Annotated in this window: 22 protein-coding genes and 1 pseudogene; 17 read left to right on the forward strand and 6 right to left on the reverse strand. The window is 40.6% G+C overall.

All coding sequences use genetic code 11. From position 1 onward, the window contains the following. Positions 1-59 precede the first annotated feature (59 nt). From FWE23_00175 to FWE23_00185, 3 genes are all read left to right on the forward strand, one after another. The gene (locus FWE23_00175; GenBank protein MCL2843862.1) at positions 60-380 is read left to right on the forward strand and encodes a helix-turn-helix domain-containing protein; all 321 of its coding nucleotides are present in this window, start codon (positions 60-62) and stop codon (positions 378-380) included. Further along, positions 377-1645, forward strand: a complete 1269-nt coding sequence (locus tag FWE23_00180; protein MCL2843863.1) for a type II toxin-antitoxin system HipA family toxin — start codon at positions 377-379, stop codon at positions 1643-1645. Before FWE23_00175 ends, FWE23_00180 begins: the two co-directional genes overlap by 4 nt. 130 nt (positions 1646-1775) lie before the next feature. Then, complete coding sequence (locus tag FWE23_00185; protein ID MCL2843864.1) at positions 1776-2510, forward strand: class I SAM-dependent methyltransferase; 735 nt, start codon at positions 1776-1778, stop codon at positions 2508-2510. A gap of 20 nt (positions 2511-2530) precedes the next feature. Here the strand turns inward: FWE23_00185 and FWE23_00190 are convergent, their stop codons facing one another. Then, positions 2531-4672 (reverse strand): glycoside hydrolase family 9 protein, encoded by a 2142-nt coding sequence (locus tag FWE23_00190; protein ID MCL2843865.1) that lies wholly within the window; start codon positions 4670-4672, stop codon positions 2531-2533. A gap of 171 nt (positions 4673-4843) precedes the next feature. Between FWE23_00190 and FWE23_00195 the strand changes: the two genes are divergently transcribed. Together FWE23_00195 and FWE23_00200 are read left to right on the forward strand one after the other, a co-directional pair. Continuing rightward, positions 4844-6379 carry a hypothetical protein gene (locus FWE23_00195; GenBank protein ID MCL2843866.1) on the forward strand — a complete coding sequence of 512 codons (1536 nt, stop codon included), beginning with the start codon at positions 4844-4846 and terminating at the stop codon, positions 6377-6379. 106 nt (positions 6380-6485) lie between these two features. Next, a complete protein-coding gene (locus FWE23_00200; GenBank protein ID MCL2843867.1) occupies positions 6486-7364 on the forward strand; it encodes a DUF58 domain-containing protein in 879 nt (292 codons plus the stop codon). A gap of 547 nt (positions 7365-7911) precedes the next feature. Here the strand turns inward: FWE23_00200 and FWE23_00205 are convergent. From FWE23_00205 to FWE23_00220, 4 genes are all read right to left on the reverse strand, one after another. Continuing rightward, positions 7912-8166, reverse strand: a complete 255-nt coding sequence (locus FWE23_00205; protein ID MCL2843868.1) for a DUF2442 domain-containing protein — start codon at positions 8164-8166, stop codon at positions 7912-7914. Positions 8167-8591: 425 nt separating this feature from the next. Then, entirely contained in the window at positions 8592-8969 is a 378-nt protein-coding gene (locus FWE23_00210) for a diacylglycerol kinase family protein (GenBank protein ID MCL2843869.1), read from the reverse strand. A 26-nt stretch (positions 8970-8995) separates the two neighbouring features. Beyond that, positions 8996-9979 (reverse strand): tyrosine-type recombinase/integrase, encoded by a 984-nt coding sequence (locus tag FWE23_00215; GenBank protein ID MCL2843870.1) that lies wholly within the window; start codon positions 9977-9979, stop codon positions 8996-8998. A gap of 55 nt (positions 9980-10034) precedes the next feature. Continuing rightward, positions 10035-10847 (reverse strand): hypothetical protein, encoded by an 813-nt coding sequence (locus FWE23_00220; protein ID MCL2843871.1) that lies wholly within the window; start codon positions 10845-10847, stop codon positions 10035-10037. A gap of 205 nt (positions 10848-11052) precedes the next feature. On the opposite strand from FWE23_00220, the gene FWE23_00225 reads away from it, so the two are divergent. From FWE23_00225 to FWE23_00280, 12 genes and pseudogenes are all read left to right on the forward strand, one after another. Then, complete coding sequence (locus FWE23_00225; GenBank protein MCL2843872.1) at positions 11053-13809, forward strand: hypothetical protein; 2757 nt, start codon at positions 11053-11055, stop codon at positions 13807-13809. A 19-nt stretch (positions 13810-13828) separates the two neighbouring features. Continuing rightward, positions 13829-14899 carry a hypothetical protein gene (locus FWE23_00230; GenBank protein ID MCL2843873.1) on the forward strand — a complete coding sequence of 357 codons (1071 nt, stop codon included), beginning with the start codon at positions 13829-13831 and terminating at the stop codon, positions 14897-14899. Between the two features lie 64 nt (positions 14900-14963). Further along, the gene (locus tag FWE23_00235) at positions 14964-15494 is read left to right on the forward strand and encodes a hypothetical protein (GenBank protein ID MCL2843874.1); all 531 of its coding nucleotides are present in this window, start codon (positions 14964-14966) and stop codon (positions 15492-15494) included. Next, the gene (locus FWE23_00240) at positions 15494-16567 is read left to right on the forward strand and encodes a hypothetical protein (GenBank protein MCL2843875.1); all 1074 of its coding nucleotides are present in this window, start codon (positions 15494-15496) and stop codon (positions 16565-16567) included. Before FWE23_00235 ends, FWE23_00240 begins: the two co-directional genes overlap by 1 nt. Continuing rightward, entirely contained in the window at positions 16564-19065 is a 2502-nt protein-coding gene (locus FWE23_00245) for a hypothetical protein (GenBank protein MCL2843876.1), read from the forward strand. Before FWE23_00240 ends, FWE23_00245 begins: the two co-directional genes overlap by 4 nt. A 6-nt stretch (positions 19066-19071) precedes the next feature. After that, a complete protein-coding gene (locus tag FWE23_00250; GenBank protein MCL2843877.1) occupies positions 19072-19338 on the forward strand; it encodes a hypothetical protein in 267 nt (88 codons plus the stop codon). Next, a complete protein-coding gene (locus FWE23_00255; protein ID MCL2843878.1) occupies positions 19339-19887 on the forward strand; it encodes a hypothetical protein in 549 nt (182 codons plus the stop codon). Beyond that, positions 19884-20744, forward strand: coding sequence for a hypothetical protein (locus FWE23_00260; GenBank protein ID MCL2843879.1), 861 nt, complete (start codon positions 19884-19886; stop codon positions 20742-20744). The genes FWE23_00255 and FWE23_00260 overlap by 4 nt, the downstream gene beginning before the upstream one ends. A 97-nt stretch (positions 20745-20841) precedes the next feature. Further along, positions 20842-21510 (forward strand): hypothetical protein, encoded by a 669-nt coding sequence (locus FWE23_00265; GenBank protein ID MCL2843880.1) that lies wholly within the window; start codon positions 20842-20844, stop codon positions 21508-21510. Between the two features lie 125 nt (positions 21511-21635). Further along, a complete protein-coding gene (locus FWE23_00270; GenBank protein ID MCL2843881.1) occupies positions 21636-22289 on the forward strand; it encodes a hypothetical protein in 654 nt (217 codons plus the stop codon). A gap of 123 nt (positions 22290-22412) precedes the next feature. After that, positions 22413-22853: pseudogene (locus FWE23_00275) on the forward strand (peptidylprolyl isomerase). 144 nt (positions 22854-22997) lie between these two features. Then, positions 22998-23363 (forward strand): FKBP-type peptidyl-prolyl cis-trans isomerase, encoded by a 366-nt coding sequence (locus FWE23_00280; GenBank protein ID MCL2843882.1) that lies wholly within the window; start codon positions 22998-23000, stop codon positions 23361-23363. 129 nt (positions 23364-23492) lie between these two features. On the opposite strand, the gene FWE23_00285 is transcribed toward FWE23_00280, so the two are convergent. After that, complete coding sequence (locus FWE23_00285) at positions 23493-24887, reverse strand: UDP-glucose 6-dehydrogenase (protein ID MCL2843883.1); 1395 nt, start codon at positions 24885-24887, stop codon at positions 23493-23495. Between the last annotated feature and the right edge of the window lie 14 nt (positions 24888-24901).

Consider the following 24901-nt stretch of genomic DNA (forward strand, 5'->3'; position numbering starts at 1 on the left):
AGTTATCAGTGTTTTATGTTTGCAAATTGCTGTTTTTAACTATTTATGTGAGGTGATATATGCTGAATTCTCTTTATTCCAAGACCGATGAGGAAACACTCAAAGAGTTTGGAAAAACGCTGAAACAAAGGCGTATAAACAATAATTTTACACAGGAAGAATTTGCGGCGGCTGTCGGAATTTCTAAGTTCCAACTTTCCAAAATTGAGCGCACAGGAAAAACAACGCTTGCAACCCTTGTTGCTATTTCGCGCAAATTCGGGCTTTTACAGCAATTGCTCGGCGTTTACGAAAATCCCGAATTAACCCCAATGCAAAGATACGAAATAGAACAAAAAACCGCAAAACTGAAAATCGGAAGAAAAAGGGTTAAAAAATGAAGAATTTGAGGGTAATGTACAACAAAAATTTTGTGGGAATTTGCGAATTCGACGAAGAGCGCAACAAGGTTTTTTTTCAATATTCGCCTGACTTTTTGAAATCGAACACAGAACTTTCGCCTTTATTGTTGCCTTTGGAAAACCGCGTTTTTGAATTTGACGAAAAGGCGTATAGTCTCGACACTTTCAAGAAACTGCCGCCGATGATAGCCGACAGTTTGCCCGACGATTTCGGAAATAAAATGTTATTGCAATGGCTTATTAAAAATAATATTTCGCAAAATTCGCTAAATCCGCTCGAAAAACTGTGTTATGTAGGAAAGCGCGGAATGGGTGCATTGGAATACGAGCCTTCCTTTGAACAAAAAACAGTCGATGAAAACGTAAATATTGCCGATTTGTTGAATGTGGCAAATGAGATATATTTCCGCAAAGAAAACGAAACTCTGCCGCTGAACGATTATCATCAATCGCTTTCGACAATGTTGAGAATTGGAACTTCCGTCGGCGGTGCAAGAGCAAAGGCGCTGATTGCCGTAAACGAAAAAACGCAGGAAATAAAAGCGGGCGATATTTTGCAGGGTGAAGACTTTGAATATTATATAATAAAATTTGACGGGCTCAAAGATGGGCGCGAAATTGAGCCGAACGGATACGGAATTTTGGAGTATATTTATCACAAAATGGCGATTGACTCTAAAATAGAAATGACGGATTGCAAGTTAATTACGGAAAACGGGCGCAGTCATTTTTTAACGAAACGCTTTGATAGAAAAAACGGCAAAAAAACTCACATTCAAACTCTTTGCGCAATGGCGGGCGTTGATTTCAGACTGCCGAATTTGATTGGCTACGAAGATATTTTCAGGATTTTGAATTTATTGAATATGGATTATACCGAAAAAGAGCAGTTGTTCAGACGAATGGTTTTTAACGTGCTTGCGTTTAATCGCGACGACCACACAAAAAACTTTTCTTTTATGTTTGACAATAACAAATGGAGACTTACTCCTGCCTACGATTTGATTTTTGCTTACGACCCTAACAGTTTTTGGCTCAAAAATCATAACATTAACATAAACGGCAAAAACAATCTTCTTACAAAAGAAGACCTGTTAACAGTCGGAGAAAAATTCGGCGTGAAGAAAACGGAAGGTATATTATCGGAAATAAAAGAAGTAGTGCAAAATTTTCGACACTATGCAGACAAATACGAACTTCCGCTTTTCTTAACATCGGCAGTAAATTCGATTTTATGTAAATAAATTTCCCTCCGACGAAAAAAAGCAATTTTCACCAAATTCTATTCGCGGCAAATATTATATTCCCATCCAAACAACAAAAAAACTAAAAAAATGTGCGGTGAAGCAAATCGAGAGTAAATGGAGAATTGAAATGAATGGAAGAAAATTAAAACAAATTGTATGGCAACTAATCCCTCTGCCTTTGGGGCTGAAACGGGTATTGTGGCAAAAATTTTTCTTTAACAAAGACAGTTTTGTTTATAAAGGTAATACGGAAAATGTTTTTTCGCGAATTTACACCGACAATTTTTGGTTGTCAAAAGAATCGGCTTCAGGCGGCGGCTCGCTTATATCGACAACAAAATCAATACGTAAAAAGCTTCCTCTTTTATGGAAAGAATACGGAATTAAAACGTTTTTGGACGTACCCTGCGGCGATTATAATTGGATGAAAGAAATCGAGAAAGGCGATATAACTTATATCGGCGGCGATATTGTCAGCGAAATGATAGAGCAAAATAACAGAAATTATTCGGGCAAAAACGTATCCTTTAAGGTAATCGATATAACAAAGGACGAATTGCCGACGGTCGATATGATATTCTGCAAGGATTGTTTGCAACATTTGTCGTACGATAACGTGTTTAAGGCGCTGAATAATTTCAAAAAATCAAAATCAAAGTATTTGCTAACTACGTCTTATTCAAAAACTTTGTATAATTGGGATATTCTTGACGGTGATTGCCGTCCCTTAAATTTGTTGAAAGCGCCGTTTAATTTTCCGCAACCATTGATGAAGATTAAAGAAAAATCAATGGGAATTCAGGTTGATGGGGATAAGGATATGTATTTATATAAGTTAGACGATATTCTTGCAGAAAAATAAAAAACTAAACAGTTTTCTCATCACTGCGCCCACGATATCCGCAAATCCTTTTTGTGTCCGTCGGCGTTTATTCTGACAATATACACACCTTTCGGCAACCGCGCCAAAGATACGGTGTGTGCGCCCGCCGAAAAATTGCGCTTGCTCAGCATTCTTCCGTTTATTGAAAATATGCTGACCTCCGCTTTTTGATTGACTTGCAACTCTACGCCTCTGCGTGTAATTTGATAGCGAATGCCGCCTGCGGTTGTTTGAGAGTTTTGCGGACGGTTAGGCGTAATTGATATCGGACTGTCGGCGCGATTTACGAATTTTGAGAGCAATCGGATATACGACATCTGGTAGCCGTTGCTGTTTTCGGTGATTTCCCAAGAGTTTATGGGCCAACAGACGTTTGTTTCTACGAACATTCTTGCGGGCGGCGTTATGTTGCTGTCGGGAATTTCCACAAGAAAACACCTTGCATTGTTTTGTGTCGAGCCACAAGCCGAAGGACAACAGCCGTCCCATTTATATCTGGAATTGGGTCCGCCGACCAAAAAACCGGGCGCGGGACCGGGAGTTGTGGCTGTTGTTATGCTCCATCTCGGCGAATTTTCGCTGAACCACGCGTGATAAAATGTTCTTTGGCTTCTTGTGGCGCCGTATCGCTCCATATTTGTCAAATAAACCCAATTAAACGGATTTACGCCGTGAAGATAATGCAAATAACCCTCGGCAATCTCGCGGAATTTTTGCCTGTCTATCGACGGGTCAATCTCGTGCCACCTGTAAAATGTCAGTCCGTAGTCCGCTTTTGCCTTATTGGAGCCCCAGTTGTAATCGGCGATAAATGCGCGGTAGCCGTCGGTGCGGTGGGCGCCGTAAAAGTCGTCGGGTCTTACAAAAGCCGTGCGCATAGCGTTTCGTATGTCGTTCTTAAATTGGGGGTCGCCGCTCGGATTTTTCAAATAATCCATAAATAAAATATGTTGCGAATGCCTGTAATGATCCATAAAACTATACCAAGCAAAAAGCGGTAATCTCCTCATTGCCGTTTCCGCAATTCTTAAAAGAGAGTCCGCGCCCGTTAATTCGTAAAGATAAAAAGCCGCCGCCGCCAAGTTTTCCGACCTGCCGCCCGTGCCGTCGTCCATTATTTCTTGATTTCCTGCCGCAAGTCCCACTGAGTTGTTGGAAGCAACGTTGTTGGCGAACATAGAATCGGGGTGCGCAAAACCCCATTCCCACGCTTTTATCGCCGCCGTTCTTAATCGGTTTATGTATTCGGAATTCGCATATCCGCGTTCTTGTAAAACGCGCGCCGCAACGGCAAACGCCTTAACGGAGCCGAAAGCCGCAGTTGCATTGGGCGGACCGTAGAAACTTGTCCCCGTAGCGGCAGACGGCGGAGAAGCGTGAGCAAGCCCTTGCACGCTAAGCATTGAGCCGTCGTCGTTTTGCATTCGCAAAAGCCAGTCAAGTCCCCATTTTGCTTCGTCGATTATGTCGGGAATACCGTTGCCCGATTCGGGAATGCCGAAGTCGTCGGTAAATGCGCGGGGATTTCCTTCGTATGCAAAAAACATTTCGGCGATGTAGTCGGCAGTCCATTTTGTGTATTTATTGTAGTCGCCTGCGTCAAACCAACCGCCGCTTAAATCCCGTTCTCTCGACGCGTCGTTCGGCGCAAAAAAGTCGCGGGTGCGCCTGTCTTGTTCAAATGCCATTCCGTCTGCCCATTCTGCACCTGCAAATTGCGCCGTTTTGGCAATTCCCGCGCGCTGATAATAAAAAGTTCTTACCGCGGCTCTAAGAATATCGTTATATATATCGTTGCCTATTCGGAAAGAATACGAGCGAATATTACCGTTGCCTCTTATATGATAGCGCCCCGCCGCATTCACGCTCGAAAAATCAAAATGCCAAAGTATGTCGCCCGAAGCGACGTCGGCAATTCCATCGTTAAAAATTACGGGACTACCCGAAAAAACCGTATCTCCCGTTGCCTCGTCGATAACGCTAAACTCGCCGCCTTGCAACGACAAACCACGGATAACGGCAATTTTCTTTGCCTGCTCGCGATAACCGAATTGGTCAATAATAATTTCTTGCGCCCCAACGCCGCCGGCAATTATCAGTATCGCCGAAAAGATTTTTGCAAAGATTACAGGTTTTTTCATAGTCCTCCTCTTTGTGTTTTCATAAACGCTGAAATATACTATATTTCAATCTGTTTGTCAAGCTTTTCTTTTCTTTATTTACAAAAACAACACAAAATCCCGCAAAAAAAACCACCAAACCACCGCAGTGCTCCAAAACAAATAGTATTTTCTCTCGGTTTTATGGAACAAATGGCGGAATTGTTAAGCGATGCAAATATTGACGACATAATAAACGACCCAAATGCAAGAGAACAAATTCCTGTGGGTCATTCTGATTATCGTAATCAAATACTCGACTTAGCCCAAGTGCTTACAGACGCGTCAAAAGATTTTATGCAAAACGGCACAAATTCGCAAGTTATCGACTTTGAAATAACGGTTGATATGTTGCTCGATATGTTCTTTGGCACGGACGGAACAGTCGAAACGCAAGGAGACGGCGGTTTACTTTTGCATTATTACGACCCTGCAACAGGCAACGATTACAGCGAAGTTCGCCAACGAATTTGGAATAATTTGATAGCCGCACACGAACATTTAAGAGGTCGTGCACCCAATCCGACAAATACGGGCACGGTCAGCGAAAATGCAATAAGTTTTCGCTACGATTTTCTGACGGCAATAAGAACGGTTAAAGCAGATTTACCGTTTGAACGACGTTTCAATATAGCAGGAGACGCGGCTCTGCTTATTTCTCGAAATTCCGATGTCGGCTGTGGAAGAGAATTGCCGGGCGGAGTGGTTGATGAAATATATCCGCGTATAAGCAACATTGACATAAGACCTGCCGTGCAAAGATGTACGTTTATTGTCGCTATGACCGATAATGAATTAAACGGTCGAGTTCGTTGGACGCTTGACCATACGTGGAACATTTGGAATTCCGCAGAAATGCTTGAAGAGCAAGCAAGCACGAGCAACACATTCAGAATTGTGGTTCCATTAGAAACAGCAGGAGATTATAGAACAATTTGGATAATGGCGGAAGACGCTTCGGGAAATTCGGTTGTGCGCAAAAGAGAAATTACTTTTATTGCGCCTCTTGTAGTCGCCCTTGACCTTTCCGACGAAGAAGAAATAAGCGGAAACGGCACAATCGAAGAGCCGTTGTTTATAGAAACCGAGACATTCTCAAGTCGAGATGAATTGCGAGAATTCTTGTATTCGCATCTGACTTTTGATGGCGAAGAAAACGAATTTTCAAGAAACTTGGTAAAAATAACGCTTACTCCGATAGAGCCGCAAACACAAAACGCTCCGCGTTCCTCCGGTGAATACAGATTGTACCGCCTAACAATGGAAGCAACAGACGAAAACGTAATCGTCCCCCAAGAATTTATTGGCGGGATATACATAAGAATTGCGGTAGAAGAGAACTACGCAACCTTTATTCGCAATAACACTTCTCGCGACACTCGCCACGGCATTCTCCTCGAAAACGCCATCGTCTCCGATGTGGCAAAAATCTCGGTAATCACCCCCGAACCAGCAACAATAACCCTGCGAATTATAGATAATCTGGGCAATGTTGTATTTTCGGAAACCACCGTACGGGCGGGTTTAAAACCTGCCCATACAAACGCCGCAGATAACGCAATTGTCTGGAATTTAACCAACCAATCAGGCAGATACGTCGCCAACGGCACCTATCTGATTGTGGTGGAAGCAACAAGTATCAGCGGCAGACGATTTTCGTATTCGGCAAGAATTGGAGTAAACAAGTAAAATATTTTTGTTTTCGGTTAATTTTGTAGAGCCAAGGCATGCCTTGGCTCTTTTTATTTGCGGCAAAACGTATTTTACCTTATAAAAATACAAAAGGAGCATAAAAATGATACCAAGTGAAGTCCTCTCAGCCGTGAAACGTATCGAAATAAAAACAGGGAAAATCATCAACTCGATTATGGGGGGTGAGTACAAAGCTGTTTTTAAGGGCAACGGAATGGAATTTGCCGATGTGCGCAAGTATTTTGAGGGCGACGACGTCAGGATGATTGATTGGAACGTAACCGCAAGAACAGGCGAGCCGTTCATAAAACGCAACATAGAAGAGCGCGAATTAACGGTTATTTTGATGGTCGATATGTCCGCTTCCTCCGATTTTGGGACAAAAAAACAGTTCAAAAGCCAAATGATAGCCGAGCTTACCGCGCTTTTGGCGTTTTCGGCGATAAAAAATAACGACAGGGTAGGACTTTTGCTATTTTCCGACAAAATCGAAAAATTTATCCCGCCGAAAAAAGGCAAAAAAGCAATTTTAGCGCTTATCCGCGAACTGCTTTACTACAAATCCACAAGCAAAAAAACCGACATCGCTCAAGCATTGGCGCACATAAACCAAATACAAAAGAAAAAAGCGGTAATCTTCTGCGTTTCGGATTTCATCTGCGAACAAAACTTTGAAAAACTTCTTTCGACCACCGCCAAAAGGCACGATTTTATAGCCGTAAGCATAGACGACCCCCGCGAAAACGAACTTGTCAACGTCGGACTTTTGGAATTATACGACGCCGAAACAGGCGACAGAATGCTTGTAGATACGGGAAGTAAAAGGTTTAGAGAGCAATACAAATCGCAAAGACAAAAAAGAAAAGACGATTTAGCGGCAACTTTTTTGGCAAAAAAAATAGACCAGATTTCGCTTTCGACAGAGACGGGGTATATTGAGCCGTTGATTAAGTTTTTTCACGGGAGAGAGAAAAGACGGTAGAACGATTTAGTTTTTGTTTTCCGCTATAAATAACTTTTAATGTTTCATTTGATAAACACCTGTTAATCATACACTTACCACCTGTTCGGACAAATTAGAAGTTGGAGTTCTATTTTGGCTAAAAAATAATTTATGCCTTTGCTGTAAAGTGGGAAAATGTTGAATTTGGTGTTTTTATTAAAACAAAAAAGAGCAAACTCGCGAGTTTACCTTCTCCTGCAAAATTTAATGTAAGACAAAAACAGCAATAGGCTGTTCTGCCAAATAATTCATATTTTGCAACAAATAGTGATTATCATCCAACTTTAAGTAAAAAAGAGAGAAAACAAGAACAATCTCACACATAAGGTTGCTCTCTCAAATTTACTTGAGAGAAAAGGGTGATTTGCAAGGATATAATCCCGACAAAACACTATTTGTTGCGTGGGTAAAATAATATTTATTTTTGGTAATATGGGAAGTTTTTGAAAACAGCGGTGTTTTGGTGCTTTTTTTGTGTTTGAATAACTCTCTGCTACGCTAATTCAACGACGGTTTCCTTAATAATCTAAGCGTTGATTTTACCTTCATATAGCTGTTCAATCGGAAAAATCAAATCCCAGTTTTTGCCCCAAACAATGTTTCCGCTTTCTAATTTGAATTTCTTGAAATTCTCCCGCTTTTTGTATCTGTTGTGCTGAGGATGCGGATGCTCTTTAAGAAAAACGCCGAAATCGACAATTTTTTTTGCCGCATCGTTGAACGTTAATTCAACCTTGTATTCGCCGTTGTATTCGGCTTTGACTATTTTTAATCTGCGCATAATCAAATCCTTTCGGTTATTTTTGTAATTTTCACTTTTTCTTTCAATATAAAATATTTAACCCATTTATCTACAATGTTCATAGCATATTTTTTGATAAATTTCTTTACCGACCTCATATCTTTTTCGGGCAACGGGTCAACGCCTGCTTTGTTTCTGTGTTTTATTTCCTTTAATTTACTTGTTAGTATAGAAAATAATATTTTGTTCGCGGTGATGTGAGGGATTTTTTGAAAACAGCTGACATTTGGTGCTTTTTTTGTTGCAAAGAGAGAAAATGTCTGATATTAACTTTTTTCGTGCGGCAAATATTATTTTATGGAAAAGGGTTTTACGCTACAATATACGAAATCTGAGAAAAGAGACAACAAAGTAGAAATTTCACCCCGAATGTAAATAACGGTTTTCCGCATTTATAGGCAATTTCACGAAAACATCGCCAAAATCTTCGGCAGAAATATAATACACCCGATAATCGTCGCTCCTGTCGCCGCGATTAAAACGGCGCCTGCGGCAACGTCTTTTGCCTTGCCTATAAGCGGATTAAATTCTTTGCAGAAAGCGTCGCCTAAGCATTCTAAGGCGGTGTTTAGCGCCTCGGCTACCCAGACCGACATCATTGCAAGAATAAGAAGCTTCCAATCGCTTGAAGATACGTTAAGAAAAAATCCCAAAGCGACGACTATAAACGTCATCATTGCGTGGATCCACGCGTTTTTTTGCGTTTTTATTATGACAAAGACGCCGTTCAGCGCGTATCGTACACTTTCTATTCGTCTTTTTATGAAGTTAATAATCGGCATAATCGCTCCTTTTTGCCATCAAAATACTATTGCCCCGACCGAGGATGCGCCTGTTTGAAAGATTTCAGCATTTTTTCTATATTTACGTGCGTGTAAACCTGTGTGGAAGCAAGCGACGAATGTCCAAGCATTTCTTTTACCACGCGAATATCGGCGCCGTTGTCGAGCAGGTGCGAGGCAAAAGAATGGCGCAAAATGTGCGGACTTCTTTTTTTTGCCGCCGAAACTGCGCTTAGTTCCCTTTCCACGATTTGCCTAATTCGTCTGATGGACAAAAGCGAGCGTTCTTTGTTGCGTAAGTCTCTGCGGCTTTTTGACATTGCTTCATAATTTTTGCTTTCTTTTCGTCCGCTTTTCGCTGTTCTGTCAAATATAAAAACGCCTCGCGGATTTTCTTTAAGAAATTCTTCCAAAAGCGCCAGAGCCGCATCTGTAATCGGCACAATCCGCTCCTTGTTGCCCTTTCCGATTACGCGCATAGTTTGGTTGTGTTTGTTTATATTGCTTTTCATCAAATTGCTAAGTTCCGAAACGCGAATGCCGCTTCCGTAAAGGAATTCTATAATAAGTTTGTCGCGCACACTCGTGGGTTTTATGTTTTCGATTTCGGAATTTTGCGGCGTTGGTTCTTCGTAAGCATCTCCCAAATCCTGCATTTGAGGCTGGGTAATTATTGCGGGAATATTTTTATCAATTTTTATTGCATAAATAAGCCGCACGGGATTTGACGACAGCGCTTCTCTTTTCACCAAAAATTTTCCGAAAGAAAGCAGACAAGAACGTTTTCGAGCTATGCTTTTGGATTTTTGTCCGCTTTCTTTCAGCCAATATACATATTTTCGGATATTTCCTTTTACAAAAATGTCGGCAACTTCCGTTTGTTCGCTGACTTGCACAACTTCGGCAAATTGGTCTAAATCTCGCCTGTATGCGTCAGTCGTGTTAATCGAATAGCCCCGTTGCTTTTCGAGATTGTTCAAAAATGCTTCTTTTGCTTCGCTGAATTGCATAAAATACCGCTCGTTAGTCAATTTTCTTAAATTAATAAATCGAGTAGTTTTCTCCTTACCAACTTACGCCAAGTCGTAATGTTTCCATAAAATTACCTGCTTGAATTCTCACCAAATACGTTTCGGGCGGAACGCGCTGTCCTGCGGTGTTTCTCAAATCCCATTCAAAAATGCGCGAATTCTGCACTTGCGCATTCGTTGAAAACACCACGCTTCCCGTATGATTTAAGATTGCTATGTTTACATTTGCAGGCGTGGTTGTGTTTACTAAAATTCGAGCGGTATTCGATACGGGATTTTCCATTACAGCCGCTTCAAAAAGCGTATTTACGACATTGTTTTGCGCCGCGTTTTGTGCTATATTTTCAACCGTTCCCAAATTAAAAATAGTATCGTTTCCGAGATACGCAATTCGTTGAACGCCTTCGTTGCGAATAATCACAAAATGTCCTTGTTGATGCAAATTATTTTGAAAAGTATTGTTATCAAACAGAGTGAGTTCACCGAAATTCACCACTGCCCCTGCGGCGGGTTGCGCGACAAAGTTGTCCGTTAAAGCTGTGTTTCGCGAATAATTATTTCCAAATACGCTGTTAATAATAGTCAATTTCCCGTGATTTATAATCGGTGCAACAACTTTTTCCACGCCGATTTGAGCGCTGTCGCCCGTGCTTCCCAAAATATTGTTTCGGAAGGTGCAATTTTCCACAATCAGAGTTCCGTGATTCGTTATAACAAAATCTCCTGAAAACCCTTCAAAAACCATATTTCGCAATATTCTAGCTTCGCCTTCTTGAATAATGATTTCGTTCGGAAGCGCCAAAATAACAGTAAATACACAGCAGATTAACAAAAATAATTTTTTCATAAAAAACCACCCTTTAAAATAAAAAAGTTCACTTAGCCTACATATAAAATATAGTATATAATTGTAGGTTTTTCTTGAAAAAATATAAAAAACAAACAAAACCCAAAAAAATGAGCGAAAATGAATTTTATTTACTATGTTTTTTATTAGGGGTTGCACAAAAAAAATCTGAAGCTTGAGAAAATTTTTTAAAAGGTTGGTTCTTATGAAAATTGTATTTTGGATTTTAATGGTGATGTTCGCGTTTTCGGCACAAATTTTTTCACAACCCTGCTTTCCGCCATTCGAGCCGAACCGAGACTACTTCACCGGTTCTCAGGTAAGTCATAACGGCAGAAATTTCGTTGCCAATTGGAGTACTCGCGAAGTCCCCGGAGTTCAGAATTGGGGTGGTTGGCGAGCCTTAGGTCAATGTCAAGAAGAAATAATAATCGACTTAAGCACTCCTCAAGAAAGACAAGCCGCGCAAAGCATATCGCAATTCTTACTCTTTGCCACAGAAAATCTACTTCTCAACAGCGGCATAACAATCGTCGGCAACATCGGCGCAAATGGTAGCGTTTCGGTCGGCGATATAGCGGCGGGCTGGAAAACTATGGTCAACGGCGATATTTATTCCAAACACGCAGTTTCGACTACCGCCGAAGCCGTAATCAACGGTAATATTTTCGCAAAATCCTTACAGCTCGGCTGGCAAGCAAAACACAACGGCGCGTTGATAATCGACCACGAATTTGATTTCAATGTTGCGACGAAAACAATCTCTACCTCAAGCCAAAATGTAGCCGGTGCTTGGCAACGCAGAGTAGTTCTTGCCCCCGGAACTTACGGTAATGTTTCAGTCAGCGACGGCGGCGCTTTGGAACTTTCAAGCGGAGTTTACAACTTAAGGTCGCTGTCTTTAAATAGCGCCGATATTCCGATTTATTTAAACATTGCCGCGGGAGAAAGTATTCAGCTAAATGTGCAAGACAATCTTCAATTCGGAAGTGGCACAAAGATTAATTTCTCGGGAAATACCGCTCCAATGTCTTTCAGAATTCATACAAATCAAACACACGATTTAATTATTCACGATCACTCCGAAATTAACGCGATAATTACCGCTCCAAATGCGAGAGTGGTTGTCAATAATAACACAATAGTGAACGGCGCGATTTTTGCAAGGGAGATAGAGGTAATCAACGGTGCGGTAATAAACAGTGTTCCATATATAACGGACATTTTCCATTCCGAATATCACTTTGCCCCTGCTTTTGATATACTTACAAACGATTATTTCTCTATGATAGATATTAACTCCACAATAGAATTTGTAAGAGTAAACGCCCTCGATAACTTCAGAATTACCGAAACCAATAACGGGTTTAAGCATTTGTTTGCGATAGAAGACACCGTCAGCAATCTGGTTTCTTACTATACTATTGAGTTTGAACGCTCTTTCAACCCCGCGGTTTTTGTAAACGGCAATGCAAGCGCCGGCGGCGACGGTTTAACTTGGGACAGGGCGGTAAGAACATTAAAAGAAGCAGTGGAAATCGCCCAAATAACGGGACGAAGAATCCAAGTAGTCGAGGGAACTTACGACGGCGTTGAAATTGGACAAGGAACAAAAATTATCGGCGGATTTTTAGGCGGAGAAATAGACGGAGAGCCGACGGGAAGCCCGTATAATACAATAATTACAGGACGAAATAAATCCCGTGCGCTAACCATAAACGGCTTTGCAGGCGCTAAATCAGTGAAAATCAAGGGAATAACAATTCAAGACGGAGTTTCTGTAAAAAATGGCGCGGGAATTTTTAGCCCTAATGTAATACCAAAATTTGAAGAACTTATCGTCAAAAATAACTTCACGGCAGAAAGCGGCGCCGGTATTTACGCGCCGAGAGGCATTCAGGATATGCACATGGTTTTGGTGGAAAACAACAGCGGAAGAAATGCGTTTTATATCGGTGGCGCTTCGACTTCGTCGAGAGAAACACGGGCTGAAAGGGTGATAATCTCGACAAATTCCGGAGATGGATTGTTGTTGCAAAACACGGGTATTTCTTTCATAAACTCAATTTTCTACGGAAACTATACTGCAATTATTGCCGAAAACTCGAGATTGGATTTGCTTCATTGCACGTTTGTAAAAAACTTGACAGGGGTTTATTCTGAGCAGAATTCGAGGGTGAGAATTATCAACACCATTCTTTGGAACGATGGCAGAGAACTTGAAGGCGACGGGTTTGATGTTTCGTTTTCGGCAGTGAGAGGCGGATTTGCGGGCGAGGGAAATATTGATGATGACCCGTTGTTTGTCAATGTGGATAATCCTAAAGGGGGCGACGGTTTTTGGTTAGGGCTAAATAATGGTTTATCTTTAAAAACAAACAGTCCGGCTATTGACGCCGGTAAAGAAATGCTTGATATTTTATACGATTTTATTGAAACCTCTCGTCCGCTTGAAAACGGATTTGATATGGGAGCGTTTGAAGTTCCCGTATTTAAAGATGGCGACCAAACTGTTGATTTTGGAATTTTAACTTCCAACAACGAATTTATTCGCGGAGAAGGCATTGGGGACATTATGGTCGGATTGACGCGAAGAGATTTACACCGAAAAATTTTCACAAGGTCAGCGCTTACGCTTCGTGTTTTTGTTGAAAAGAACAAGCATACGGATATTGAAAGCAGAACGGCAAGAGTAGTTTTTAGAGATGAAAACGGCAGAGATGTCGGCAGAGGAATTGATGTGCAATTTTTCCGCAACAGGGCTCTTGAAACATCTTCACATCGTGCATTTACTTCAAGAAGAGTTGTGGACGGCAGAGTTGTCGGTCCCGTTATATTTATGGTTGCAGGAGATGTTGACGCTCACCCCGGAGATCCGTTTCGGGTATTAAAGGTCGCCGACAATATTTCATCAGACCAAGAATATATATCCGGGACTATTCACGTAGTAATTACATACTAAGTAAAAGGAGACATTAAATATGAAAGAGCGATTTTTTTTGTGCTTTGCAGTTTTATTTTTGTTTGCGGCTTGTTCGTCGGGCACCATAGACAGAGGAAGCGATAAAAGGATTCGCGTTGGAAATAATAACGGTATAGTATTTCGAAACATTACTTCCGGCACTAACCGAACAAGGTATGGCTTTTCAAGAATTAGGTTTGCTTCGGAAGGAACGTATGCCATAGTATCCATTCCGGCAAATGAAGATAATGTATCTACCTATTTTGATGCAATTGTAACGCCGGAGCGAAGAACGTCTAATCTCATGCTTATGACTTACAGAGATTCTCCTGACTTTTCATTGCTTCTGAACGGCTCAAATGAAAATATGCAAATGAATGTTACCGGTGATCAGGAACAAGTATTTCAAATAGGTATAAGAGGCAAGTTTAAACCTTATCGTCAAGAAAACATTGTTTTAATATCTTTTACAAAAGAGCATTTTACCGATGAACAAGAAGCGGAAAGAACATTACTGCAATTAGATACTTTGCAACGCTATTTTTTAGGGGAAAATACGGTTTTTGTTGTTCCTTATACTTGGAGAACCATAAGAGTGAGAATAGAAGGCGGCGAAAAAGACGATTATGCCGAACTTATAAAATGGGCTAACGATAATGTTTTTAATCAAGCGATAGTTCGTTTGGAATTGGCTGAAGAAGAATATGATTGCAGAATAAATTTAGGGCAAAACGTTAGCGGCGTTCATAGAAGAAGCATAGATTTTTTAGACGATGAAGGCAATATTTTCAACCCGCATCGTAGCAATAGAATCGTTGCCGCGAATCTTCGTTTCAGTAGCTTGTATGTTTGGGAATATCAATATGATGATCCGTCGGTGCCGCCATGGAAAGTCGATTCTCGTGAAAAAGGCGCTTTCTTGAAAAGATTTTCTTACGCAGTTGCTCACATAATGGGAGTTTCGCAAGGAGACAGCGATTATAATTTGATGAATACAAATGGAGACGGTTCGGAAAACAATAACATCGATCACGTTCATTTAACTTTTCAACAATGGAACCAACTTCATGCCAAAGGAGGCGGGAGATGATTTGCGGCAAAGAAATTCATTTGATTGTTTTTTGAAAATGAATAAAGTTTAAGGAGAAAATTTTATGAAAAAAGTATTCTTTGTAGTTCCGATTTTCTTGTTTTTTAGTTGTTCTTTTTTTGAAGACGAGCAAAATTCCGTCTATACTTTCACTCGTGGATGGATAGTCTCAACCTCTGACTGGGAAAAACCATATTCCGAAATAACGAAAGACGATTTAGTAGGATACGCAAACTCAAGCAATACGGACGCAATCCGTATTCTCGACAGTTTGGCGCAAATCATATTAGAAAATCCGCCGATACCCGATCAAGATAATATTTTAGTTCACGTAAAAACTTTTTACAACGGACAAGAGGTATTGCCGCGAGAACTTTTTTCGCTGGGAATGCCTGTAAATCTTGTGAGAAACGGCAATGTTTATAGAAACGTTCTGCCGTTAATTCTTGTATGGGGGCACGTTGAATTAGCAGATTCTTCGTATAGAGGACACATAATTCTTCCGGTAAGTCCGAGAACGTCCGACAATAGCCGTTCTGCATTTAGTATAAAGGTAATATACCCTTTTAATATTAATGCTTCGGGAGAAAGATAATGCGCTTTAACTGCAAAAACATTATATTGCTATTGCTGTTAAATATCTCGTTTTTATTTGCAACATTTCCCGAGCAGTCCGTGGTTTCGCCGTATATTATAAAAGGTTTTTCTATTAGTTTTTCTGCCGGCTATACTTTTCCATCGAATCGGTTGGGACTTTCGCATGCATATACAGAAGTTATACCCGGCGACAGTACCTTTTTCGAGATGATAAATGTCGGTTTGACGCAGCTTCGTCCCGGCGGGTTCTTTAATTTTGGATATAATAGATTTGAATGGGGGTTCTTTACTTTAGCTATACCTCCCGCAACATTCGCTCCGTTTGCCGATTCTCCTATGGATAAATTTATAATAAATTTTCGTATTTATGAAAGAGGCGACGGAGTCAAACTGTTTGACAATTCAGCAATGTCGTTATTTGGCGGAATTTCACGACTTAATTTTTTTACAGGCGCGGCAACAAGCCAAGTATATTTTGGTGCTTCTTTGGGGACGAGAATTCGAAGGAAATCGAACAATGTTTGTGAATTGTTTTTTTCGCCGTCTTTAAATTTTGTTCGGTACATATACGATAATCTCAACCCGTCATATAATGGGGATTATATCGTACCACCCATTGTAGAGATTATAGCCCAAACAGTCGAAATCAGCGTTCCTGTCGCAAGTCGCGTAATTTCCGGAGCGGTAGGGGGAAAATCGCAACGTTTTTCTTTCACCGGCGGAATAACGCCAACTCTTGTTATTGCTAATGACGCGCTTAAAAAGGATTTGGAGCCGAAAAACGATATTGTTTTTTCTATCAGCGACGATTTTCGAGAGAGGAGCCGTAGTTATATTACGGATAAATGGTTTGAGAGTTCTCGTGTTCGTGTTTCTGCTTTTGCGCAAATAGGCGTTCATTTCGGAAATAGTACGATACCGGAAAGAAGAAAAGAGAGAAAAATGGAAAATCGAGATGAAATAATATTGCAAAGAGAATTAAAGCAGAAAAGAGCCATAGAAAGGCGAGAGAGAAGAGAGCAGAGAAGGCAGGAGTGGAAGTTAAATCAAGAAGAGGAGGATTTGTTATGAAAGTTAAGGAAGTTGTGGCAGTTATTACGTGCGTGTTGACATTGTTGTTCGGAGAAGAAACAAATATTTGCACTTGGAACGCAAATACGTATTATAATGCAGGTGAGGTTGTATTGTTTCAGGGTAGAAAATATTTTGCCGAATTTGATGACAAAGGTACAATGCCGTATCAAGTCAATAGCAACGAGCAATTTGTATGGCATCTTGTCGATAACTATGATATTCCTATTCCTTCTCGTTCAGTACGAATGGCACCTATATCACACATACAAGTAAGTTATATGTTATCAGATGATCCTTTTGTTAGCCATTATGTAAAGAGGCACTTACCTTTCGGATTCATTTCATTAAGAGCGGTAGGGCTTTCAAGAGAAAAGGCTTTTATAAATTCTCGCTTTAAAGACTACCTTCACTCCTCCTGGAAAACTTTTATGGTAACAGAAAAAGGAACTCATAAATCTATGAGGACTTTGCGCAACCATGAATTCTATCGTGAATATTTAAACTATAAAGATACCACAACTTTAAAAAAAGCGTTTCGCCAAATTATACACAACATTGGAGACGCAGGCACAGCTTTTGGGCATGCATTAAGCGATTATCTGGAAGCTAGTGGTAATGTTGACGCAAGAGAACTTGCAAACGAACTAGCAATAAGTGATTATATAAACAACCCCATATCCAATAGATCTAATCGTCAAAATTTAATGACAACTTATTTTCTCGGCACAATTTATGACGCGATAGATCTTTATGAAAAAAGAACGCGAGTGGCTCTTGAATGGGCTAGGATAAACATTCCTAAACCATCTTTGGGTGAACCATGTTTTATACCTTTTGTTGGGACAGCCAATTGTTTGGTTACGTATTACGACCAATTTCAGACACTTATACATGGAAACGGAACAATTTTTCACAACGGAGAGCCTGTCTATGGTGTAACTCGTAGCGCAATGGCAGTCGGTCGATTTATTATGATTGACGCAATACTGGCGCGTTTGCCGCTACAAGATATGAGGATAACGCCAAGCGCTACAAACATCGGCTTGGATTATGGAGCAAGTTTAAAATTTACAGCTTTCGCAAGAGACCCGGATGCCATAAGGTTTGAATTAAGAGACGGGACTCAAAGTGATCCTGCAAAGCGTTACAGAATTCAACACGACCCTAACGCGCACGACATGTTTTATCAGTGGCGGTTAACCGATAAAGACGGCAATACGGTACGCTTTCCGAGCGTTCAAACAAAAACAGATTCATTGGTAATGACTGTGATTGATTCTTCCGGTATAACAGGCGAAGAAGATAAGAAAAGCGGATTTCTCGGAGTTCGATTAAGCGATGGAGCAGGTAATACTTTGAATACTACGATAAGAGTTGAAAACAGCCAATTTGCAATAACGGCACGATTCCAAGACGATGAGGGTGATACCGCTTTCATTTCCCGAAACATCAGCGTTTTCAACCGTCTTCCTGAAGCGAATTTTCAATTTTTTAGAGGAAATCAAAGAATAAGCAATCCACACATCCTTCTCGTTCAAAGAAAAGACTTTGGAGAGCATAGACAAGCTAATGGGTATAGTGTTCATTCGGGATTTCGCGGCGTTACAGATTTTGAGCCGCTTTATATTTGTGGACTTCCCTCTTGGGATCCTGATGGAAATGAGAGTGACCAAATTGTGAAAATTGAATACGATATTTATAATAATGGAGTATTTGAATGGGCTTTGCCCGGAATAAACCAATCACGAAGATTTCCTAATAGCCATGGCTTTGACGGGTTTGAAGACAGATTTGTTCTAAGATCTTCATTTAAGTTGATTACAGAAGAAAACGGAAGAATAAAAGGCAATTCGAACACATATTATTTGAGTTCTACTTGGAACAATACTCATTCTCCCGTTGATTCTTTTATATATCACAACAATTTACGCCCAAACCGAAATCATGTGATAAGATACAGGGTAACCGACAACGAAAATTCGTCGGTTATCGGCACTATACCTTTACCTATTCTTGCGCCGCCGAGAATCGATTCGGTTGAAATTGGGACAAGATGTTTATGTAGCGGAGAAATAGCAGAAAGGCGTGTTGGGCAAACAGAAACTATATTAGTTGTTTCGTCGGAAAACGCAGAAACAGCGATGTATTTCTATGCTTCTGCGACCGATGAAGACGATATTGTCGGCGGAAGTTTAGCATACTATTGGGGGGTTAGAGATAGAAACAATCCTTTTTTAAGCCCAATTTCTTTGACTAATCCGAATTGGGAAGGAAATATTTCAGGCGCAAATGAAGTCCGAACATATCAAGAATTGATAGACATAGGACTTTTGCCCGGAATAGATTATGAAATAATTCTCAAAGTTGTAGATAACGACAATGCAATATTGTCGCTTCAAAGCAATGATTTATCAATATTGTTAACAGAAAATGACGATACGGTTGTTAGAACAGGAATTTCAATGATGAGAGTAGGAAGTATTCGATTGGAGTAACAAACAATGAACACTAAAAAACTGATTGCTTTGACAATAATCCTGCTATCCGCTTCACTCGCTTGGGCGAAAGCAGGGTTTTCCCTTTTGTCGGAATATTCGCTTTTAGCGGGAAAGGCAATCTTTGACAGCGAAAAACGCCAATTTTTCGTTAGCCTTATTTTTGCTTGCAATGTTTATATCCACGGTATTTTCACAACCTTGTGTTTGTCTCAAAGAACTCATTTGTTTTTTCGCCGATGTAATCAGTTGCACATAAGAAGGAGGAATTAAATGAAGATATTTGTTTTCTTAATTTTCGCAACATTTTTTTTTGGGTGCGGCGACATTAAATATCCCGACGGATTCGTTGAATCTGTATTGTTTACTGGAGATATTATAGATGTGCAAAAAAAACAAATTTCTTCAAAGGAAGAATTGATTAAATATATTGATGAAGCAACTACTCGACGCAGATTATCTGTTTTTGCAAATTATGGTGATAAATATAGAAATCGGCAAGATTCTTTTCGACTCGTCGTGTATATAAATCCCTTGCAAGATAATGAACCGGTTTTAAGTGCAACCAAGTATAAATTCGGAATGCCGATAGTTGTAAGTCCGCCATGGTGGTGGGATAGTGGTTTTGAAAATCGCTATATGCTTCCGTCTTTTTTCAGTGAACAACCGGTAATTTTAGTAAAAGGAAATCCTGAGTATTGGGCAGAGTCTTCGTTTAAGTGTGGCGACAGAACTTTTACAATTCTTCCGATTAGTAATGGCTTAGAAAATGCGGAACTGAGATTTACATACACAATAGCAGAGGCAAATGGTAGATTATGAACGCGAAGATATTATCAGCGCTATTGTTTCTTGTTGTCAGTACAGCCAACTCTGCGCTTTACACAGCATACGTCTCTCCTTACATAGATAGAGGCATATCTTTACGTTTGAGAGGATTTTATAACGACTTATCAGTAATTCATCACTATGAAAAGGCAGCAACAGGAGATAGATACTCTATGTATTCAAGCACCGTTTATTTAACACCGTTTGAATATGAGACACTATTTCTTCCCGTTGCTTATATGGACGCTTATTTAATATTTGGCGCTCCAAACGAAAAATTAGAATTATCGGTTTCACTATTAGGTTTTTTGCGCCGTGATATTAAAATTCGCCCCAAATTTAACCATATAAATAAAGGCGAAAATAGACTGTTTAGAAATATAGCGATTTCATCATTTGCTCAGTTTGAGTTCAGAAGATTTCGTTACGACTGGTCTAATCTCCACGCTAATCTTCGCACAGCAACCGACAAAGACCTTTTCGCTTATTATCTCGGAGTAGCCATAGGAACAAGAAAAAAAACAAACAACGATTCTTATTTTCAATTATTTACAAGTCCGCAAATCTCATTAACTCATTATCGAAAACTTGGCGGCGGTATGTTTGACCCTGCAAACTTCGCACACGGTTATAATAAATATGAAAAATTCGACTTATTGGTTCCCGATTTATCCGTTCCGCTTGTTGTCGGTCTTAAATTAAGGAATTTCATTATAAAAGGCGGTGGTGCTATTACAACAACATTAGGCGGTAATGCAAGACATCTAAACAGAGGAGATTCACTTGCCGATAAAGTTGTTGTAGATTCGTTTAAGTTTCCGTTTTTTACTGAAATCGGTTTTCAATTTTAGGAAAAAACAGAAGCAAGAAACCAAAGAAGGCAGGAATCAAGATTAAGCTTTGAAACAATTGATTTATATGAAAATTAAAAAAAAGGAGTAACAAACAATGAACGCTAAAACACTAATAGTCTTAACGCTGATCCTATTTTCAGCATCATTCGCTTGGGCAAAAACGGGGTTTTCTCTTCTGTGGGAACACTCTTTTTTAACAGGAAAAGCAGTCCTCGACGGAGAAGAACACGAAGATTACGATTTTGACCCAAACGTCAAAGGCGGTCGCGTTCTTTTCGTTCTTCGTTATAATATTAACGAATATCTGTCTCTCGGCTTGGGAAGCGGGGTAAGTGTAAGCAAATTAAACGTTTCTTATGAGTTTGGGAGTTATAACGATTTTTCTACCGCTATGTTTTACATCCCAATTTTCGGCGAAGTCCGCGGGCAATTTCCGATATATGAAGATTTGTTGCGAATGTTTGTTAGTCTCAGAATGGGCGGGTCATTGTCTCCGTTGACAATGGATGCGATTTTTACCGATTATTCTTTTGACGGCGAATTTTTCTTTGAACCGATGTTTGGAATTTCTATTGGCAACAGAAGTGTTTTGTTTGACGTCGGAATGGGCTACAGTTATCAAAAATCACAATTAGTTGAGAGTTATAATTACTACGAGTGCTTTTCCGGCTGTGCCCCGATAGAAATAATCGAACGCTATCCGTTTAGTTTAAGGCAATTATCTTTAAACCTTGGCGTAAATTTCTTATTCGGAAAGAAGTAGCAAAACTTTAATTTTCGTCTTCTCTTATAAGTAAAAATCTCCATTTCTTCATCGAAAAATAAATAATATCCAAACATAGGGAGGCGCAAAACATATTTTATATGTAAATTTTTTAAGGAGACTTTATGAAAAAGCAATTTTGGGTAATCGGTTTTTTGGTTTTTTTCACCGGTTTGGTTCTTCTTTCGGGGTGCGGCGGCAAATCGCAGGAGGCGCTGACGAACGAATTTATCGAGAGTTATATATCTCAACTTAAAGAGATAGAGATACCTCCGTTCCAGAGATGGAATATGCTTATGCGAATTTTGGAGGTAGTGAACGAAGACGAAGAGGAAAGCGAAGAAGCCTTGTTTGCTCTCAGAAACGCAATCACTGAAACTATGAATGCGAACAGACAGGCGGTTGATGATTTTCGCAGGCTTGCGTTAAAACCGACTCCCGATTTTGTCGAAGATACCATACGCATACTTCTGAGAACGGCTACGGCTTTTTTGGGGCAATCTTACGAAATGCGCAATGAGGCGATAACTTGGCTTAACCGCTATGTGTCGCTCGGCACGGCACGCTTTTTTGACGAATATATGCAAGGAATGGCGCAGGCAATGGAACGTAGCAGACAGGCGTTTTTCTTTTTAACGATGGCGCGGGTTCGATACAGAATTGCAGTCGGCGATACCTTGGATATGACGGTAAGGGAATTTTTGGGCATAGCCGAAGCCGCCCAACTTCCGCCTGATATGGATGAAGAAGAAATAAATGACGACGAAGAAGAAAACTAAAAACGATATTTTGGGAGAAACACAATGAAAACAAAAATTACTTTAACAATTATTGCTGCGTTATCGCTCTTTTGCTGGTTTGTATTTGCCGACAGAGACAACGATGACGGAAAGGAAGACTCAATGAGAGGCAAAAACGGATTGTTTGCTATTATTCACACAACAAAAGGCGACATAAAACTGTCGTTGGAATTTGAAAAAACGCCGCTTACGACAACAAATTTCGTCGGTCTTGCGGAAGGAAAAATCAGAAACACTGCCAAAGAATTAGGCGAGCCGTTTTATAACGGCGGCGTTTTTCATAGAGTTATAGAAAACTTTATGATACAAGGCGGCGACCCGACAGGAACAGGGCGCGGCGGACCCGGATATAATTTTCCCGACGAAATTCACCCTGAATTGAGACATTCGGGAGCGGGGATTTTGTCTATGGCAAACGCAGGACCCGGCACTAACGGAAGCCAGTTTTTCATTACACACACAGCTACGCCGCATTTGGACGGCAGACACACGGTTTTCGGACACGTTGTTGATGGGCAAAGTGTAGTAAACGCTATAAGACAAGGCGACAGAATTGACTCGATAACAATTAAACGCGTAGGCAAAAAAGCAAAAGCATTTGTCGCCGACCAAGAACAGTTCGACTCGCTTCTTAACGCTCACGGCGAAAATCAAAGAAGAGCGCAGGGCGAAGCAAACAGAAGAGTTGTGGAAGAAGTCAGAAGCCGCTTTCCCAACTTGGTTGAGGCTAAAGGCGGGTTTTTCTATATACTCGAAAGAGAAGGCGAAGGCGATACTCCTCCGAGAGGCACAAGGATTTCTACGCATTACACAGGCAAACTTTTGGACGGCACGGTTTTTGACAGTTCTGTCAGAAGAAACCAAGTATTTAGATTTACAGTCGGCGCAGGCGAGGTTATTGAAGGTTGGGATTTAGCATTTTTGTCGATGAGAAGAGGCGAAAAGCGTACCATAGTTCTACCACCCGATTTGGCTTACGGTTCTCGCGGAGCAGGCGGCGTAATACCACCCAACGCTTGGCTTATTTTTGAAGTAGAATTGGTTGATTTTTAAGAATTCAGAACATTTTGTAGGGGCGTATTGCATACGCCCTAAAACGAACACACTAATTATTTGGAATTATTAAACAAAAAAAAGGGCGTATGCAATACGCCCCTACAAATATCCAAAATCAAAAACTGATTAAATTAACGCTGTTTCCTTGTGGAGAAGCGGTGTTTTTCCAATTCTGTACACGTTAAACCCGATGTCGTAGAGTTTTTGGTGGTCTAAAATATTTCTGCCGTCGAAAATCATTGCGGGTTTTACCATAGTCTTGTAAATTTTTTCGTAATCAAGCGTTTTATACAAGTCCCATTCGGTCAAAATCGCAATTGCGTGCGCGCCCTCTGCGGCTTTATACGGGTCTGTTTCGTATGCAATTCCATCAGTGGCTTTGAGGTCGATTTTTGCGTTGTCAAGCGCTTGCGGGTCTGAAATCACGACTTGCGCCTGCTCGTCGCGAAGTTGTTTGGCAACATAGAAAGCAGGCGTTTCACGAGTATCGCCCGTATCTTTTTTAAATGCAAAACCCAACATCGCTATTCTTTTGCCTGCAACCGTGTTAAACGAGGAGCGGATAATATTCTGTACAAAACGATTTGTTTGGTGGTCGTTCATTTTAATAACCCATTCCCAGTATTCGGCGACTTCGGGAAGTCCGTTGCTTTCGGCAATGTAAACCAAGTTCAAAACGTCTTTTTTGAAGCAACTTCCGCCAAAACCTACGCTTGCATTCAAAAATTTGGAGCCAATTCTTGTGTCCGTTCCGATTGCTTTTGAGATTTCCTGAACGTCGGCGTGTGTTTTTTCGCACAACTCCGAAATCGCGTTAATAGACGAAACTCTTTGCGCCAAAAACGCGTTTGCCACCAATTTCGACAATTCCGAACTCCAAACGTTGCTTGTGATAATTTTTTCGCGAGGAACCCAATTTGCATAAATGTCAACAACTTTATTTCGAGCCGCTATTCCGCTTTCGGTTTCCATTGAGCCGATAAGAACTCTGTCGGGATTGTGCAAATCGGTGATTGCCGTTCCTTCCGCCAAAAATTCGGGGTTTGACAAAACTTCAAAATGAAGCCCTTTTTCGTTTGAATTGAGAATGCGCTCCATTGCTTCGGCGGTGCGTACAGGCAGAGTGCTTTTTTCAACGATAATTTTGTTTGTGTTTGCGGCGGCAAGGATTGTTCGCGCTGTTTTTTCCAAAAATTGCAAATCGCTTGCTTTGCCCGCGCCTATTCCGTATTGTTTTGTGGGCGTATTTACAGATACAAAAATGATGTCGGCGTCCGCGATTTCTTTTTCCGATTCTGTCGAGAAAAACAAATTTCTGCCGCGCGCTTCTTTTACGACTTCATAAAGTCCCGGCTCGTAAATCGGCAGGTTTTCACTGTTCCAAGCATCAATTCTTGCTTTGTTTATATCGACAACCGTCACCTTTACATTAGGACATTTCTGAGCGATAACCGCCATAGTCGGACCGCCGACGTATCCCGCGCCGATACACAAAATTTTCGTTTCAAATTCCTTAGACATCTTGTCTCCTTTGG

It is taken from the genome of Chitinivibrionia bacterium (genome assembly GCA_009779925.1).
Lineage (GTDB): Bacteria > Fibrobacterota > Chitinivibrionia > Chitinivibrionales > Chitinivibrionaceae > WRFX01.

What these genes read in the sequence shown, in the direction of transcription:
- FWE23_00220 (MCL2843871.1), bottom strand. Translation starts at nt 10,847, where the DNA reads ATGAAAAAATTATTTTTGTTAATCTGCTGTGTATTTACTGTTATTTTG.
- FWE23_00200 (MCL2843867.1), top strand. Translation starts at nt 6,486, where the DNA reads ATGATACCAAGTGAAGTCCTCTCAGCCGTGAAACGTATCGAAATAAAA.
- FWE23_00210 (MCL2843869.1), bottom strand. Translation starts at nt 8,969, where the DNA reads ATGCCGATTATTAACTTCATAAAAAGACGAATAGAAAGTGTACGATAC.
- FWE23_00190 (MCL2843865.1), bottom strand. Translation starts at nt 4,672, where the DNA reads ATGAAAAAACCTGTAATCTTTGCAAAAATCTTTTCGGCGATACTGATA.
- FWE23_00180 (MCL2843863.1), top strand. Translation starts at nt 377, where the DNA reads ATGAAGAATTTGAGGGTAATGTACAACAAAAATTTTGTGGGAATTTGC.
- FWE23_00260 (MCL2843879.1), top strand. Translation starts at nt 19,884, where the DNA reads ATGAACGCGAAGATATTATCAGCGCTATTGTTTCTTGTTGTCAGTACA.
- FWE23_00270 (MCL2843881.1), top strand. Translation starts at nt 21,636, where the DNA reads ATGAAAAAGCAATTTTGGGTAATCGGTTTTTTGGTTTTTTTCACCGGT.
- FWE23_00240 (MCL2843875.1), top strand. Translation starts at nt 15,494, where the DNA reads ATGCGCTTTAACTGCAAAAACATTATATTGCTATTGCTGTTAAATATC.
- FWE23_00255 (MCL2843878.1), top strand. Translation starts at nt 19,339, where the DNA reads ATGAAGATATTTGTTTTCTTAATTTTCGCAACATTTTTTTTTGGGTGC.
- FWE23_00175 (MCL2843862.1), top strand. Translation starts at nt 60, where the DNA reads ATGCTGAATTCTCTTTATTCCAAGACCGATGAGGAAACACTCAAAGAG.
- FWE23_00250 (MCL2843877.1), top strand. Translation starts at nt 19,072, where the DNA reads ATGAACACTAAAAAACTGATTGCTTTGACAATAATCCTGCTATCCGCT.
- FWE23_00265 (MCL2843880.1), top strand. Translation starts at nt 20,842, where the DNA reads ATGAACGCTAAAACACTAATAGTCTTAACGCTGATCCTATTTTCAGCA.
- FWE23_00235 (MCL2843874.1), top strand. Translation starts at nt 14,964, where the DNA reads ATGAAAAAAGTATTCTTTGTAGTTCCGATTTTCTTGTTTTTTAGTTGT.
- FWE23_00285 (MCL2843883.1), bottom strand. Translation starts at nt 24,887, where the DNA reads ATGTCTAAGGAATTTGAAACGAAAATTTTGTGTATCGGCGCGGGATAC.
- FWE23_00245 (MCL2843876.1), top strand. Translation starts at nt 16,564, where the DNA reads ATGAAAGTTAAGGAAGTTGTGGCAGTTATTACGTGCGTGTTGACATTG.
- FWE23_00185 (MCL2843864.1), top strand. Translation starts at nt 1,776, where the DNA reads ATGAATGGAAGAAAATTAAAACAAATTGTATGGCAACTAATCCCTCTG.
- FWE23_00205 (MCL2843868.1), bottom strand. Translation starts at nt 8,166, where the DNA reads ATGCGCAGATTAAAAATAGTCAAAGCCGAATACAACGGCGAATACAAG.
- FWE23_00225 (MCL2843872.1), top strand. Translation starts at nt 11,053, where the DNA reads ATGAAAATTGTATTTTGGATTTTAATGGTGATGTTCGCGTTTTCGGCA.
- FWE23_00195 (MCL2843866.1), top strand. Translation starts at nt 4,844, where the DNA reads ATGGCGGAATTGTTAAGCGATGCAAATATTGACGACATAATAAACGAC.
- FWE23_00230 (MCL2843873.1), top strand. Translation starts at nt 13,829, where the DNA reads ATGAAAGAGCGATTTTTTTTGTGCTTTGCAGTTTTATTTTTGTTTGCG.
- FWE23_00215 (MCL2843870.1), bottom strand. Translation starts at nt 9,979, where the DNA reads ATGCAATTCAGCGAAGCAAAAGAAGCATTTTTGAACAATCTCGAAAAG.